Here is a 14301-nt window from a genome sequence, read left to right as displayed (position 1 = left end):
TAAATCAAACATGACGCAAGAGCGAGCTGCAGACAGTATAAATAATACGGCAAGGAGAAGCCGATAAAGCCAGGTTTGATTTAGATAATGGAATAACCTTTTTGACAGCCATAGACTATCAATATCTCAGCGTTAAAAGTAGCTTGGCGCTGCACCATTCACTTATTGACTCAACAATAGTTGATTAGGCAAGGTGCAGGAGCCTATCCGGTCGAGTTTTGCATGCATTAATCGCCTGCATTACGACCACCATGGTTTGTCACGCAGCCGCACGTGAAATTAAAATTGAAGCGGTCGATTCCGAACTTGAAGGTAATCTCGATTTGCGCGGATTCCTTGATCTTGCAAAAGATGTGCGTAAGGGATGTAAGGGATATTAGGAGATCCGTATCAAAATGCGCGTCAAATCTCAGCGACAGCTGATACCTTAAAAGAATTAACCAAATTTTCGCCTGTATTTGATGTGGCGTCCAATTCAGTATCGGTAAAGGTTAATATCGAGACTTATTAATACTATCGGGAGCAGACGCTGGTAAGTGAAATCAGAAATCAACATAGTATTACGGTATTGAGGAGGCGACTAGCCTGACTCAGGTATCAATGGTGAAACGAGTTTTTGGTCTCACTTGAGACAGCATAAAAAAGCCCCCGGCTAACGGAGGCAATTAACTTCTCTTATCATGTGATCATTAATGTGGTTTAACTACCTGATTTATCTATGGGTGACGAGAATCGAACCATGCACGCCAGCGTCCCGATTGTACCAGCCGATACATCAACCAAGATAAGAATAGCATCGCTATTAGAGGGCCTGCCCAGGCACGTGCTACCTTTCCATAATCGACCATTTCCACGCGAAGTTGATAAGAATAATTCAAAGGTGGAATACCTTCTGCTGTAACCACTACTGAGTAGAGTCCTTTATCCAGCTTACCTATTCCGCTGATCACGCCCTCAGGATGATAATCGGCCTTAACCTGGGCAATAGTCTCACCCTCATTATCATTGCCACGAAAAACTTTTAAGCTCACTGGCATATTACGCAGGGGCTGGTCAACCAGATCTACCACAAGATAGGTATCTCCTGCCACTGGAATCTCCGTACAGTATTGTTCCTTTTGGTCATACTGTGGCTGGTATGCAGTTAAGTGCACCATATTTCCACCTACATAGCGCGTACAGACATCTTCTGCAAGTGGAATTTTTCCGTGCCCCATAGCTGTGCTTGCATAAAACGTCACGACTAAAACGCAAGTTGTAATAATTGACTGCATTGATTGCCTCATCAGAACTAACTCTCCCTTAAAATATAATTAATAATTGTTCTCTTGCCATCTGAACAAGATAGCACCTTCCATTTTTATAGGGTTCTTTCCATTTAGTGCTCAAGAAATCCGACAATACAAATAATATTTTGTTCTGAAAAAAAACAATAAAAAATATCAACACACCTTTTGCCTTACGGTCAAATCCCAACTTACTCTACTTGAAAGGCAAAGCAAGACTCTTCTGCAGCCCCGCGATGTATTTACAAAAATCATGCAATCTATTAATGCCAGTTTGGTAGCACCTCTTTTATTGATTGATTATTACTTTAGCATGCGTTAGCTATCCGATTATAGATGTGGCCAAGCGCCTGCTCCACCTGGTCAACCAGGATGAGGCAAAGTTCGCCTGCTTGCAGATTGGTTAGCGCCGTATCAATTGCTTTGAACTCACCATGTATTTCGCTCACTTTGCGCACACGCTTGGCATTCTCCAACCCTTCTCGTAATAATCCCAGTACTTCACCGTCAGCACGTCCACGTTGGCATTTATCCTGATAAAGTACAACTTCATCAAACACGTCACCTAGAATCTGGGTCTGTAACCGAATATCTTCGTCACGGCGATCACCCGCTGCGCTGATGACGACCGTCCGTCTTTTTGCGGGTATGCGATTAATTGCACTTGCCAGCGCTTCTATTGCATCCGGATTGTGTCCATAATCTGCGATCAATGTTGCATTCCGGTAATTGAAAAGGTTAAATCGCCCTGGAGCAGTCTGCATATCACTGATGAAATTAGCCAAACCGGCACGAATAACAGGCCAGTCCAGCCCCAGTGCCCACCCCACACCAATGGCTGCCATGGCATTCTCAATCTGAAAACTGACGAGGCCATTTTTGGTAAGCGGGATCTCGCTTAGTGGTATTCGTTGCTCAACATCTGCTTCTGATGCAACAATGAAATGGTCTTCAAGATAGATCACACGTTTACGTTGCGCACGTTGCGTCAGTACTACTGGATTATGGCTATTTTTGGAAAAGAATATGACAGCGCCTGGGCAATGATCAGCCATCTTGACGACCAGAGGATCATCTGCATTGAGCACAGCGGTACCGCTCCCAGGCGTAACATTCTCTACCACAAGTCGTTTAACGACTGCCAATTCATCGGTTGTATTGATATTAGCAAGACCGAGATGATCACCCCTGCCGATATTAGTTACTACAGCCACCTGGCAATGATCAAAACCTAATCCTTCGCGCAGCATACCTCCTCGCGCAGTTTCTAGCACGGCAGCATCGACATCAGGGTGGAAGAGAACATTTCTGGCACTTTTGGGTCCACTGCAATCCCCGGTATCTACACATTGGCCATTGAAGAAGACTCCATCAGTACACGTCATGCCAACGCGCAGCTGGTTACTTTCAAGAATACTGGCTATCAGGCGCACCGTTGTCGTTTTGCCGTTGGTGCCCGTTACAGCAACAACAGGAATACGCGCATCATCACCTTGCGCAAACATATTATCGATAATTGCCTTTCCTACTGGACGCCTCTGACCGTATGAAGGTTGCAAATGCATACGCAAACCAGGCGCTGCATTGACTTCGACGACTGCACCGCCTTGCTCCTCCAACGGTTGCATGATGCTCTCGCAAATCACATCAATCCCGCAGATATCAAGCCCCGTCATTTGTGCAGCAGCAATCGCGTTTGCCACAATTTCCGGATGAACATCATCTGTTACATCTGTTGCCGTGCCACCTGTGGACAAATTGGCATTATTGCGCAACACAACCCGCATACCTTTAGCCGGAATAGTTTCTGCTGTCAGTCCTTGACTAGCGAGGTGGGTCAGCGAAATCTGATCCAGGTGAATTTTGGTCAGTAAATTTGCATGACCTTCACTACGCAGCGGATCGCGATTAATTTGCTCCACCAATTGATAAATGCTATGAACACCATCCCCCACTACCTGAGGTGGATCACGCCTCGCTGCAGCCACCAGCTTATTGCCCACGACCAGCATACGATAATCATGCCCGATCACATATCGTTCAACCAGCACATTGTCACTAATTTCAGCAGCTTTCACATAAGCAGCTTTGATCTGTTCATAATCAACGAGATTGGCTGTCACGCCTTTGCCCTGATTGCCATCCTGGGGTTTAACAACCACTGGTACACCAATTTCGCAGGCAGCAGCCCATGCATCCTCAGCGTCATTGACTGGTCGCCCAATCGGAACAGGAATTCCCGCCGCATGCAGAAGAGCTTTGGTCAGTTCCTTATCTTGCACAATGGATTCTGCGACTGCACTGGTTAAATCGCTTTCAGAAGCTTGGATACGCCGCTGCTTACTTCCCCAGCCAAACTGCACCAGACTTCCGTTTGTCAGACGACGGTAGGGAATGCCACGCGCGACAGCAGCTCGCACAATAGCACCGGTACTTGGTCCGAGACGGATATCCTCATAAAGCTCTCGTAGACGGTGTAACGCCTTGGACAGATCAAAGGATGTATTTTCCATTGCAGCGTGATAAAGTTCTAAAGAGAGTTCAAAAGCAAGCCTTCCCACTGCTTCTTCACTATATTCAACGACGATCCGGAAAGTATTGGCTTCCGATGTCTGAGTAGTATGACTGAATGTAACTGGACAACCTGCTTGCACTTGCAAACCGAGCGCGGCAAATTCGAGAACATGGGCCACAGTCACCATTTTAGGGCGGCCGGCGGGCTGGAGCAGCGCGATCTCCGGAAAGCGTTCACGCAGGCGCATTTCAAAACCTGGGATTCTGTCGATAGTACATTCGCTCTTGCTAAAAACAACTGTTGCTTCAATGGATGTATGTTTACTCCATAGATTAGGACCACGCAATGCACGGATTTGTATCACTTTCATAGTAAATTTCCTTAAATCTCTTATTTTTTTGGAGAATACTGATATTGAGGTTTACTTTTCTCTTGGCCGAATCCGAATGTTTCAATGCCCAGCCGAATAAGCTGAAGCGCAATACCGAGTGCCCAAGCAGCGCCTACCGCAGCTAATACATGCTCTATTTCTCTTACTGCACGATCACCCACAGCAGGATGCAAATCAGCCAATTTGATTAATGGCGTTTCATCTGGTCCATTAGCCAATACAATTCTTCCGTTACGGACAATGACAGCTCGCTTGCCTTGTGTGGGGCCTGTCCCTTGCTGGCGATGCGCGTTGACAGCCGGTAACTCTGGATCACAGCTGAAGTAAATGACTTCACCATGACATAACTCAGACATCTCGATTAGCATAGGATCTTTTGCATTGAGAACCGCTACACCTGTCGGCAAAACCACGTCTTTCAGAATATCGTCAATCGCAGCTGCGGTCGGTGTCACGACATCAACCTGGGTACGCAGTACAGTAAAAACTTGTTTGGATGTTTCAATGTCATACCGACCATAATGCAAAGTCGGCTCAACATTGGTCACGACACCTACCTGACAGCTATCGTAAGCCAATCCTTCTTGCAGAATGGTATCGAAGCCGTTTTCAAAAACCGCCGCTTCAATCGTACGATTCATTAATGTGCGATTAGCTGCTTGCCACTTGGCACAATCGCTTTTATCAATTTGCTTATGATCAAGATAGAGTCCACTGCTGCATGCCAACCCTGTGCGCTTACCTGAAAGCGTGAGTAATCGAGCGACGAGATGCGCTACCGTGGTTTTTCCATAACTGCCGGTAATGCCAACAATGGGAATGCGACCATGGTCTTGATTCGGAAAAAGATGATCTACAATCGCCTGACCAACGGGTCGGGACTTCCCTACGGCTGGTTTAATATGCATCAGCAGACTAGGACCAGCGTTTACTTCCACAATTGCCCCACCTTGCTCAGCTAATGGACGTGAGATATCACTGACCACCAGATCGATACCGGCAATATCCAGACCAATCACACGCGCTGCTAAGGCTGCCGTTTTAGCAATGCTTGGATGAACATCATCCGTTACATCAAAAGCATGATTACCATTGCGTTGAATCAGCACTTTGGTCCCAACTGGTACAACAGAATCAGGCGTATATCCTTGATGAGCAATCTCCATCTGGGCTGCACTATCTAGACGAATGATGTTGAGTGGATGGTCTTCAGTGGTTCCTCGCCGTGGATCTGAATTAATCTGCTTATCAATCAAGTCAATTATAGTGGAAATACCATCACCGGTGACCGATACCGAATCACCCCTCGTCGCTGCTACGAGTTGTCCTCCCACAATGAGTAAACGATGCTCAGTACCCGGAATGTAGCGTTCAACCAGCACACCCGTTCCTTCTTCTAATGCGATAGAAAAGGCTGATTCGATTACTTCACGCTTGCTTAGCTCGATAAATACGCCCCGCCCGTGATTGCCATCACATGGTTTGACAACTACTGGCAAGCCTATTTCCAAAGCCGCTTGCCATGCATCCTCAGGACTGTTGACCATACGTCCCTCCGGAACAGGTACACCGCACGTGCTAAGCAATGTTTTGGTCAGATCTTTATCACGTGAAATACTTTCAGCAATGGCAGGTGTCCGCTCTGTCTCAGCCGTCCAAATATGCCGACTGCGTGCACCATGTCCTAACTGAACGAGATTTCCTTTGGAAAGCAATCGCATAGCCGGAATATTGCGGGCTATAGCTGCATCCACAATGCACGCAGTTGAAGGGCCGAGCCATAGCGAATCGACCATGTCACGCAAATGTTCAATAGCCCCCTTTACATCATAAGACTGTTGATGAGGATCAAATCCCATTGCCGCCAAAATGAGCTCCCTGGCTAAGAATAAGGCCCTCTGTGTAATCTCCGCATGCCAGGCACTCACAACCACTTTGTAGACGCCCCTTGTCGAAGTTTCGCGCGCTCTGCCAAATCCACCGCGCATACCTGCAAGATTTTGCAGTTCGAGCGTCACATGCTCGAGAATATGGCAAGGCCATGTCCCTTCCTTGACACGGCGCAGAAAGCCACCACGTTCTTCGTAACTGCAGCGATGCTCAATCAGGGTTGGTAACCACGAAGACAAACGTTCATAAAAGCCAGGAATGATATCTGACGGAAAATCCTCAAGTTCACCAATATCGACAATCGCTTCAAGCACCGGGTAGTAGGTCCAGATATTGGGTCCATTCAGGTGGCGAATTTCAAGAAACTTAAGGTCTTTTTTACTACTGCTCTCCAGATTGGAATTATTTGACATAAGTTATAAGTTGAAAACTGGGAATGAGTAACATTTTAATTAACGCATCTAGCGTCAATCGGTTTACATCAATATAAAGATTTACGTTCTTTTCCTATAAATAGGAACGTAGATACAGGAGGGGCGTAGATACAGAGAGAGGAGCGTAGATATAGCTTTCAGCTTGATATTCCATGCCAAGTTTATGTCACCAAAATATCAAAAATAAAAGGAGCTGTAGTAGATTAGCTTAACATCCAAGCTAATCTACTACAGCCCCATATTTAAATTGAACGAGTGTAACTATCAGAAATTGAAGAATCTTAGACAAATAGTATTGTTGTCAAAATTTAAAGAAAACGATCTAGCAATTTGCAGCTGTGACGATCAAGCATCGAACGATCGCGAATCAGGAAATGTATGCCATAACTATCAGTGATCAACAAGGCAGTAGACGATAAACGGCGGATATCTTCTTCACCCTTGAGCATGAAGGTAGTATCCCCCCGATCCGTTTTGACCCACCAGGTGCTCGGAGTGACAAAACTTGACACTTTATCAATACACTTTATCTCTGGCATAAACTCACGATTAGCAAGTTCTGTCTCGAGCAGGACACGAAATTCTTCGGGTAACTCAGCCAGACATTCGATCCAGGCTAGTTCTTGACCATGCGCATTGACTAGCGCGATACCCTGATCAGATGCTGTAATTGGAAATGCTCGTACTGGCACGATACCTTCATGCACCTGCTGATCTTTATCCACGAAAACCAGTCGTCCAAAGGCATTTCGACTCAGTTGATAATCAGGCTGACTCATGCTCGCTCCCCCTTTGCACCCCTTCTGGCATCCAGCTCGAGCAAATGATCTTCCATATCGACATTACGCGACTGAGATTGGTAAAGATGGTAATAATATCCCCGGCTGGCCATCAGTTCAGCATGATTGCCTATTTCGATGATTTTTCCCCCATCAAGCACCACCAATCTATTAGCCTCACGCAAGGTAGACAAACGGTGGGCGATGGCGATCGTTGTACGACCATGGACCAGATTATTGAGCGCTTCTTGAATCTCTTTCTCGGTTTTACTATCAACAGAAGAGGTCGCTTCGTCGAGGATCAGGATGCGTGGATCAATCAGCAAGGCACGGGCAATCGAAATACGCTGGCGCTCGCCCCCTGAAAGTGCTTGCCCGCGTTCGCCCACCAGAGAGTCGTAACCATGAGGTAGTCGCAGGATAAATTCATGCGCATACGCAGCGCGTGCCGCTGCGATAATCTCCTTGCGTGTTGCGTTGGGCTTACCATAAGCAATGTTTTCTGCGATCGTGCCAAAGAAAAGAAATGGCTCTTGTAGCACCAGACCAATATGTTTGCGATACTCGGCTACAGGTAGTGAACGAATATCCACTCCATCGATCAGAATCGCACCTTCGCTCACATCGTAAAAACGGCAGATTAGATTGATGAGTGTACTCTTACCCGAACCGCTATGCCCAACCAGTCCAATCATCTCCCCGGGCTCGATGACCAGGCTGATATCTCGCGTGACGCTCCGTGTTCCATAGCGGAAACCGACATTGCGCAATTCAATGTGGCCTGTGATCGTAGGTAAATGAGCAGGTTTGATGGGCTCTGGCACACTAGAAACATGATCAAGAATATCAAAAATACGTTTGGTTCCAGCAGCTGCCTTCTGCGTTACTGAAACAATCCGGCTCATTGAGTCCAGTCTTAGATAAAAACGGCCAATATAAGCCAGAAAAGCAGTCAATACACCGACAGAAATCTGATTCTCCGATACTTGCCAAATACCAAAAATCCATACCACCAGCAAGCCAATTTCAGTCAATAGCGTCACGGTAGGCGTAAACACCGCCCAAATCTTGTTGACCCGATCGTTAATTTCCAGATTATGTTGATTAGCCGCACGAAAGCGCGCCACTTCCCGATCTTCTTGCGCGAAAGCTTTGACCACACGAATGCCGGGAATGGTATCGGCCAGCACATTATTGACCTCTGCCCAAACTCGATCGACTTTCTCAAAACCAGTGCGTAATCGGTCACGAACCAGATGAATCAACCAAGCAATAATTGGCAGAGGGAGCAGTGTCACCAGTGCCAGCCAGGGATTGATCGAAACCAGAATGATGGCGGTCATGCTCATCATGATCACATCCGTAGCAAAATCGAGCAGATGGAGTGAAAGAAAAAGATTGAGACGGTCTGTTTCCGCACCAATGCGCGCCATCAAATCACCTGTTCGTTTACCACCAAAATATTCATGTGAAAGCTTAAGAAGATGCTGATAGGTCGTAGTCCGTAAATCTGCGCCAATACGCTCGGATACTTTAGCCAGGATATAAGTTCGTGACCAACCCAATATCCAGGCAAGAAAAGCTGCGCCCAGCAAACCCGAAAGATACATGACAACAAGATCAACATCGATCGGCTTACCGTTCTGATAGGGAATCAGCACATTATCCATCAAAGGCATGGTCAGATAGGGAGGCACGAGCGTGGCCGCCGTACCGCCTAGCATCAGCAGGAAACCAGTGAGCAAGCGCCATTTATAAGGTTTCGCAAAGCGCCATAAACGAAACAAGGTCCAAGTGGAAGGAGGAACATGAGCATCCTGATCACATCCTGGACATGTTTCCTGATCACCTGTTAAAGTTGCTGCACATTTCGGACACTTAGCTGCTATGGGCTGTATCTGGGTGTCCCCGGTTAACTGGGCATTGAGTTGTTGGGTGAAATGCGCGATAAGACGATTTGCTCCAGCATCCCTGCTCAATGTATAGCACCAATGAGCAAGCCGCGCATGTGCATCAAATAGCTCAAGACTACCTACCCCGGCATGATCATGACATGTCAATACTAAACCTGGCTGATACTTCCACTCATGCCAGCTTTCTTCTTCCGCCATTTTTGCTATGAGTCGTCGATTAGTTATCACGACTATCCCGGAAGAAAAATGTAATTGAGTATCAAGATCAATCTCTAGCCAGACTGATACGGTTTCTTCATTTGTCAAACATGCTTCAACTTGAGAAGCCCAAACAGGAGGAAGCGTATGCATAGCATCACTATGCAATGGATAAAAATTCTGCTGCATTTACTTAAGTACAATCAAGAAGAATAGGGAAGAAAAATGGTTTAAGTAAAATACTTTTTATGAATAGAGCTTAAAGCAACAAACAAGCAAGTATGAGCTTTTTAAACTCATTCAAGGCATTCTGTTTAACCTAAAAACCGCAGTTGGACGCGGGGTGGAGCGTGTGGTGATTCAGGTGCGAGGCAAGGCGCGATGAGGCCACAGGGGTGTCCTCTGCAACTAAGAGCAACGCCGCATTCGCGCCTGGAGCGACATATGATGCACCTCGTAGCGGTCTCACCATTCTGATGAATGAGAAAATTTCGAAAATGCCTCTATATGTCATGGGCTTAACTCTCCAATCAAGCGGTTAACTGCGGTTTTTAGGTTTAATCATCACAAGAAAGTAATCATCAAGGGAGCTTAATTTAATCGATTGATGATTATTACTTACTGTTATTTTCTGGTAATTCCTCAGGCTTACGCCATTTTTGTTTGACTTCCTGACGTTTGTCAGTCGGTAGTTTTTTTATTTTTTTGTATCGTTCTCGAACTTGCTTACGCTGTTCAGGTGTTAAGGCGCTCCAGCTACGCATCTGAGATTGTATCCGTTGTTGTTCCTCGGGAGTCTTCTCTAAATAATATTTAGTGATCTTCACCCATTTCTTTTTTTGCGCCGGCTCAATCGTATCCCACTCCTGCTCAAGAGGATGCAAGATTATTTTTTGATAAGGTTTAAGTTCCGCCCATGAAGGCTGCTTTGATTCAGCTAAAGCTCCCGTAGAAAATGCAAAACAAACATAAAATGCCACTATCGAGTGGAATCGAGCCATAGATCAAACTCATCATCAAGATAAACATCGATTGGTAAATCGTCAGCGAGTAGCATTGTGTCGATTGCAGCACTTTCATCAATTTCGTAATTTGCTTTCCAATGAAGACTTCCCGTCAAAATAAGTAATACAGCTATTGATAAAAATAGTTTGTTGGCATGTGCAAAAAACCACCCTTCTCCACTATGTGCAGAAATACCCACACCGACATGAAATATCTTCTTCTCTGGCTGATAGTTCTCCAAGGCAGCTCTGCGTGCCGCTTGCAATCGATGCAGTGTATGCTGGTCAATATCACCTAAACTACGATTCAATAGTGTGGCTACTTCTTTTCCCATCCTATCTTCTTCGTTCATAATTTGACTCCTTTTTCTTTCAATAAAGTAGCAAGTGTATGTGTTGCACGAGAGCAATGTGTTTTCACACTTCCCTCCGAGCAACCCATGACCTTGGCAGTTTCACTTACATCCATTTCTTCCCAATAACGCAGCAGAAAAGCTTCCCGTTGACGCGCTGGTAATGTTTCTAACGCTTTTTCGATTAAATTGATTAATTGCGATTGCTCAAGTTCCCTATGAGGGTCGTTATCCAAACCACAATCTTTTGAAATCGGCAAAACTTCTAGCAAATCATAGTCATCATTTTCTTTTTCATCATTGGGCGAAAAAGCCGAAAATAGTGTTATCCATATTGATCGGGATTTCTGTCTTCGAAAAAAATCACGAATAGTATTCTGCAAAATACGCTGAAACAAGGGGGGGAGCTCTTCTGGCGATTTATCCGCATATTTCTCAGTGAGCTTCATCATTGAATCCTGCACAATATCCAAAGCCGTGTGTTCATCTTGCACTGCAAACAATGCTTGCTTGTATGCACGCAGTTCAACCTTGCTGAGGAAATCTGAAAATTCTTGTTGCGTAGCCAGAATGATTTACCTTAAATGAAGAGCTAGAATCATTTTTTGGCACAATAGTAACAAAAAATTTTCAATTCTATTCAGGAATAAATAATAAGCCAAATCCAGGCTTCTATTGAAAGATGGTTTGGAATAGGTAGCAAAATAGATATTAATGCAATAACGATAGAAAATGCTGATCTTTTTGTTATTAGCAACGAAAGAGGGTTTGCATAAGTGAGCGAAATGGATACAGAGCAATGCGCACAAAGTGCAGAACATGAGACATATTATATAGATAGGCGAATGGGCGAGCACACATAACGAAGCAGCAACTTATTCTTTCATTTCCAAATCAAACATGACGTAAGAGCGAGCCGCAGACAGTATAAATAATGCGGCGGAGAAGCCGACAAAGTCAGATTTGCATCCTTCTTTCATCTCCAATAACCAACAACGATAAAGTCAATGCAAACAGACTCTTCAAGAATGCCGCTTATTGATGCACTCAAAGCAATTTCATGTTTGCTGATCGTTGGTCATCACCTGGCATTGTATGGTCCCATGCCGAATTTTGCCTATCCTTTGATTCCTAATTTAATTGAGTGGCTTCGCGAATACGGACGACTCGCTGTACCAATCTTTTTTGTCATATCAGGATTTTTGTCAGCCAGGAAACTTGCACCCTATGGAATATCTCTTGTCACTGATCCAATTCATATCATCAAGCAACGCTATGTTCGACTGGTCATTCCGTATCTTGCTGCACTCACTTTAGCAATCGGATGTGCAGCATTAGCAAGAGCCTGGATGATTCATGACTCCATCCCCAACACACCCAATTTCCTCCAGCTTATAACGCATATATTTTTGCTGCAGGATCTGCTCAATCAGGAAGCGCTCTCTGCAGGTATTTGGTTTGTGGCGATTGATTTTCAACTATTTGTCCTTGCAGTCACTGTGTTATGGTTCTCGAGCCGAATCGAGAGCCGGTATCCAGATCTAAAATTAATTAATCCAATTTTGATAACTGTGCTAACCGCGATTTCTCTGTTTATATTCAATAGAGATCATTACTGGGATGAAACTGCTTTCTATTTTTTTGGCTCATACGGTCTTGGCATTCTAGTTTATTGGGTTTCCAGCAGGCAAAATTATTTCTTCGGGCTAATGTTGCTAAGTTTATTGGTTATAGGAGCCTTACTAGTGGATTTTCGCTCTCGCATCGCAGTTACTGGCACGGTAACGCTCATACTAGGTTTAGTCAGACCATGTAGCGTTCTGGAAAGTTGGCTCATCCCAAATTTTCTGATTTACCTTGGCCGTATATCTTATTCTATATTCCTCATTCATTTTCCGTTATGCCTAATCATTAATGCGGCATTCTTTCGTTTTTTACCCCATCAACCCAGCATTAATTTATTTGGAATGATTCTTGCCGTGTGTGCCAGTATCGCGGGTGGTCATTTGCTTTTCAAGTGGATTGAAAACCGCCCAATCACGAATAAGATATGCTTATGGTCGCCTCTGGGCTACATGATAAGCGGTCTCCTGGGAATACTGACAAGTCGTTTAGGTTAAATAGAATTGTTGTTAATTTAATCTAGATTCCTCAATTGGACGGGATGGCGCGTGTGGTTTTGCGAGTACAAGGCAAGGTGCAACACAGCCATGTGCTTGCAAAATCGCGCAATCTGCACCGGAGCAGAAACACCCCCAAGATACAAATGAAATTTATAAGAAAGATTATTATATTCATAACATTAACACCAGAACGAGCGATCGACTGAGGAATCTAAGTTTAACAAAGCCAGAATCATGCTGATCAAAGCGTTTGGAACAGTCTCATAGCGCTCTTCCTGTATGCATTTACTTAACGCGAGTAAAATCTTATTTCACCTATATCCCGGAGAATCATGAATAAACACAAAGCTGAGTCCACTCGCCATAAGCTATCGACAGTTCGCCAACATTTTGAAACAGCTGGTCGCTATTTGGTTGCGTCAGTACCACGCGCACTTCCAACCGAAACCGTTGCTGCAGTGCGTGCAAATCTATCTAAACAAGCTTACGAAAATATTGAGTTGATATGTGTAACCGAGCTGGCTGGCAAGTTGATCGGCGTCATATCGATTTCCGAGTTGTTTGCAGCTGCACCTAATGCACATATCGATAATGTCATGCACAAAAATCCGCCATATGTGTATCCAGAAGTTGATCAGGAACGGGTGGCGTCGATTGCTTTGCATCATAGGCATAATGCTGTGGCCGTCGTCGACCATCATCATTTTTTGTTAGGCACCGTCCCCTCTGATGCGCTGATGCATATCCTGCGGCGCGAACACGTCGAGGATTTACACCGCTTGGTTGGTATCGGACGTGAGTCCGATGTCGCACGTGAGGCTCTCGAATTACCGCCACTACGGCGCGTACGCCATCGTTTACCATGGCTGATCGTCGGTTTGCTTGGCTCGATGCTGTCAGCACTGCTAGTTTCGTCATTCGAAGCGGAGCTTACCCGAAATGTTGCGATCGCGTTTTTTGTACCAGGTCTGGTATATATTGCCGATGCGATTGGAACACAAAGCGAAGCTGTGGCGGTACGCGGTCTATCCTTGTCTCAAGCTGATTTGCATCATTTGGTGATGGGTGAGTCGCGTACCGGAATGATTATCGGCGTTATACTGGGCTTGCTAACTTTCCCCTTTATATGGGTGGTTTTTGCCGATTTCAATTTAGCGATAGCCGTCTCGTTGTCGCTAGTCATTGCCTCGTCGTTAGCATCGACGATCGGGATGTTTCTGCCATGGCTGCTACAACGATTAGGCACTGATCCTGCTTATGGAAGCGGTCCGCTCGCAACAATCATCCAGGATATCTTGAGCTTGATAGTGTATTTCCTGGTCGTAAGTATGCTTGTTTTCTAACAGCCTGCTAAGATAGTATTTCAGCATGATCCAGAGCTTCCCCACTTATCGCGCTTGGTCATCTGAGCGATG

General features: G+C 45.2%; 12 protein-coding genes. 3 read left to right on the top strand and 9 right to left on the bottom strand.

From position 1 onward, the window contains the following. Nucleotides 1–218: 218 nt before the first annotated feature. A complete protein-coding gene (locus R2Q26_RS01355; protein ID WP_317534616.1) occupies nt 219–380 on the top strand; it encodes a hypothetical protein in 162 nt (53 codons plus the stop codon). 336 nt (nt 381–716) lie between these two features. Here R2Q26_RS01355 and R2Q26_RS01350 read toward each other — a convergent pair whose 3' ends face one another. The 9 genes from R2Q26_RS01350 to R2Q26_RS01310 all read right to left on the bottom strand — a co-directional run bounded on the left by R2Q26_RS01350 (nt 717) and on the right by R2Q26_RS01310 (nt 11332). Next, complete coding sequence (locus R2Q26_RS01350) at nt 717–1274, bottom strand: hypothetical protein (protein WP_317534615.1); 558 nt, start codon at nt 1272–1274, stop codon at nt 717–719. A 320-nt stretch (nt 1275–1594) separates the two neighbouring features. Next, complete coding sequence (gene cphA / locus R2Q26_RS01345; protein WP_317534614.1) at nt 1595–4171, bottom strand: cyanophycin synthetase; 2577 nt, start codon at nt 4169–4171, stop codon at nt 1595–1597. 20 nt (nt 4172–4191) lie between these two features. Continuing rightward, on the bottom strand, nt 4192–6495 hold the full coding sequence (gene cphA / locus R2Q26_RS01340) for a cyanophycin synthetase (RefSeq protein ID WP_317534613.1): 2304 nt from the start codon (nt 6493–6495) through the stop codon (nt 4192–4194). 329 nt (nt 6496–6824) lie between these two features. Next, nucleotides 6825–7295, bottom strand: coding sequence for a DUF1854 domain-containing protein (locus tag R2Q26_RS01335; RefSeq protein WP_317534612.1), 471 nt, complete (start codon nt 7293–7295; stop codon nt 6825–6827). After that, nucleotides 7292–9559, bottom strand: a complete 2268-nt coding sequence (locus tag R2Q26_RS01330) for an ABC transporter ATP-binding protein (RefSeq protein ID WP_317534611.1) — start codon at nt 9557–9559, stop codon at nt 7292–7294. The genes R2Q26_RS01335 and R2Q26_RS01330 overlap by 4 nt, the downstream gene beginning before the upstream one ends. Before the next feature lie 166 nt (nt 9560–9725). Beyond that, entirely contained in the window at nt 9726–9920 is a 195-nt protein-coding gene (locus R2Q26_RS01325) for a hypothetical protein (RefSeq protein ID WP_317534610.1), read from the bottom strand. Between the two features lie 100 nt (nt 9921–10020). Then, the gene (locus R2Q26_RS01320; protein ID WP_317534609.1) at nt 10021–10407 is read right to left on the bottom strand and encodes a DUF3106 domain-containing protein; all 387 of its coding nucleotides are present in this window, start codon (nt 10405–10407) and stop codon (nt 10021–10023) included. Continuing rightward, complete coding sequence (locus R2Q26_RS01315; protein WP_317534608.1) at nt 10386–10763, bottom strand: DUF3619 family protein; 378 nt, start codon at nt 10761–10763, stop codon at nt 10386–10388. Before R2Q26_RS01315 ends, R2Q26_RS01320 begins: the two co-directional genes overlap by 22 nt. After that, entirely contained in the window at nt 10760–11332 is a 573-nt protein-coding gene (locus R2Q26_RS01310) for an RNA polymerase sigma factor (protein WP_317534733.1), read from the bottom strand. Before R2Q26_RS01310 ends, R2Q26_RS01315 begins: the two co-directional genes overlap by 4 nt. A 438-nt stretch (nt 11333–11770) precedes the next feature. Between R2Q26_RS01310 and R2Q26_RS01305 the strand changes: the two genes are divergently transcribed. Both R2Q26_RS01305 and R2Q26_RS01300 read left to right on the top strand, forming a co-directional pair. Then, the gene (locus tag R2Q26_RS01305; RefSeq protein ID WP_317534607.1) at nt 11771–12883 is read left to right on the top strand and encodes an acyltransferase; all 1113 of its coding nucleotides are present in this window, start codon (nt 11771–11773) and stop codon (nt 12881–12883) included. Nucleotides 12884–13218: 335 nt separating this feature from the next. Then, the gene (locus R2Q26_RS01300; protein WP_317534606.1) at nt 13219–14229 is read left to right on the top strand and encodes a magnesium transporter; all 1011 of its coding nucleotides are present in this window, start codon (nt 13219–13221) and stop codon (nt 14227–14229) included. The last annotated feature ends 72 nt before the right edge of the window (nt 14230–14301 follow it).

Source organism: Nitrosomonas sp. Is37, assembly GCF_033063275.1.
Classification (GTDB): domain Bacteria; phylum Pseudomonadota; class Gammaproteobacteria; order Burkholderiales; family Nitrosomonadaceae; genus Nitrosomonas.
Note: the sequence above shows the minus strand (reverse complement) of the source record. Positions and strands in the feature narration are given on the sequence as shown.

Bases quoted from the DNA above. Each gene is read 5' to 3' on its own strand.
- R2Q26_RS01335 (WP_317534612.1), bottom strand. From the start codon at position 7,295: ATGAGTCAGCCTGATTATCAACTGAGTCGAAATGCCTTTGGACGACTG.
- R2Q26_RS01330 (WP_317534611.1), bottom strand. From the start codon at position 9,559: ATGCATACGCTTCCTCCTGTTTGGGCTTCTCAAGTTGAAGCATGTTTG.
- R2Q26_RS01315 (WP_317534608.1), bottom strand. From the start codon at position 10,763: ATGAACGAAGAAGATAGGATGGGAAAAGAAGTAGCCACACTATTGAAT.
- cphA (WP_317534614.1), bottom strand. From the start codon at position 4,171: ATGAAAGTGATACAAATCCGTGCATTGCGTGGTCCTAATCTATGGAGT.
- R2Q26_RS01350 (WP_317534615.1), bottom strand. From the start codon at position 1,274: ATGCAGTCAATTATTACAACTTGCGTTTTAGTCGTGACGTTTTATGCA.
- R2Q26_RS01325 (WP_317534610.1), bottom strand. From the start codon at position 9,920: ATGACATATAGAGGCATTTTCGAAATTTTCTCATTCATCAGAATGGTG.
- R2Q26_RS01320 (WP_317534609.1), bottom strand. From the start codon at position 10,407: ATGGCTCGATTCCACTCGATAGTGGCATTTTATGTTTGTTTTGCATTT.
- cphA (WP_317534613.1), bottom strand. From the start codon at position 6,495: ATGTCAAATAATTCCAATCTGGAGAGCAGTAGTAAAAAAGACCTTAAG.
- R2Q26_RS01305 (WP_317534607.1), top strand. From the start codon at position 11,771: ATGCAAACAGACTCTTCAAGAATGCCGCTTATTGATGCACTCAAAGCA.
- R2Q26_RS01300 (WP_317534606.1), top strand. From the start codon at position 13,219: ATGAATAAACACAAAGCTGAGTCCACTCGCCATAAGCTATCGACAGTT.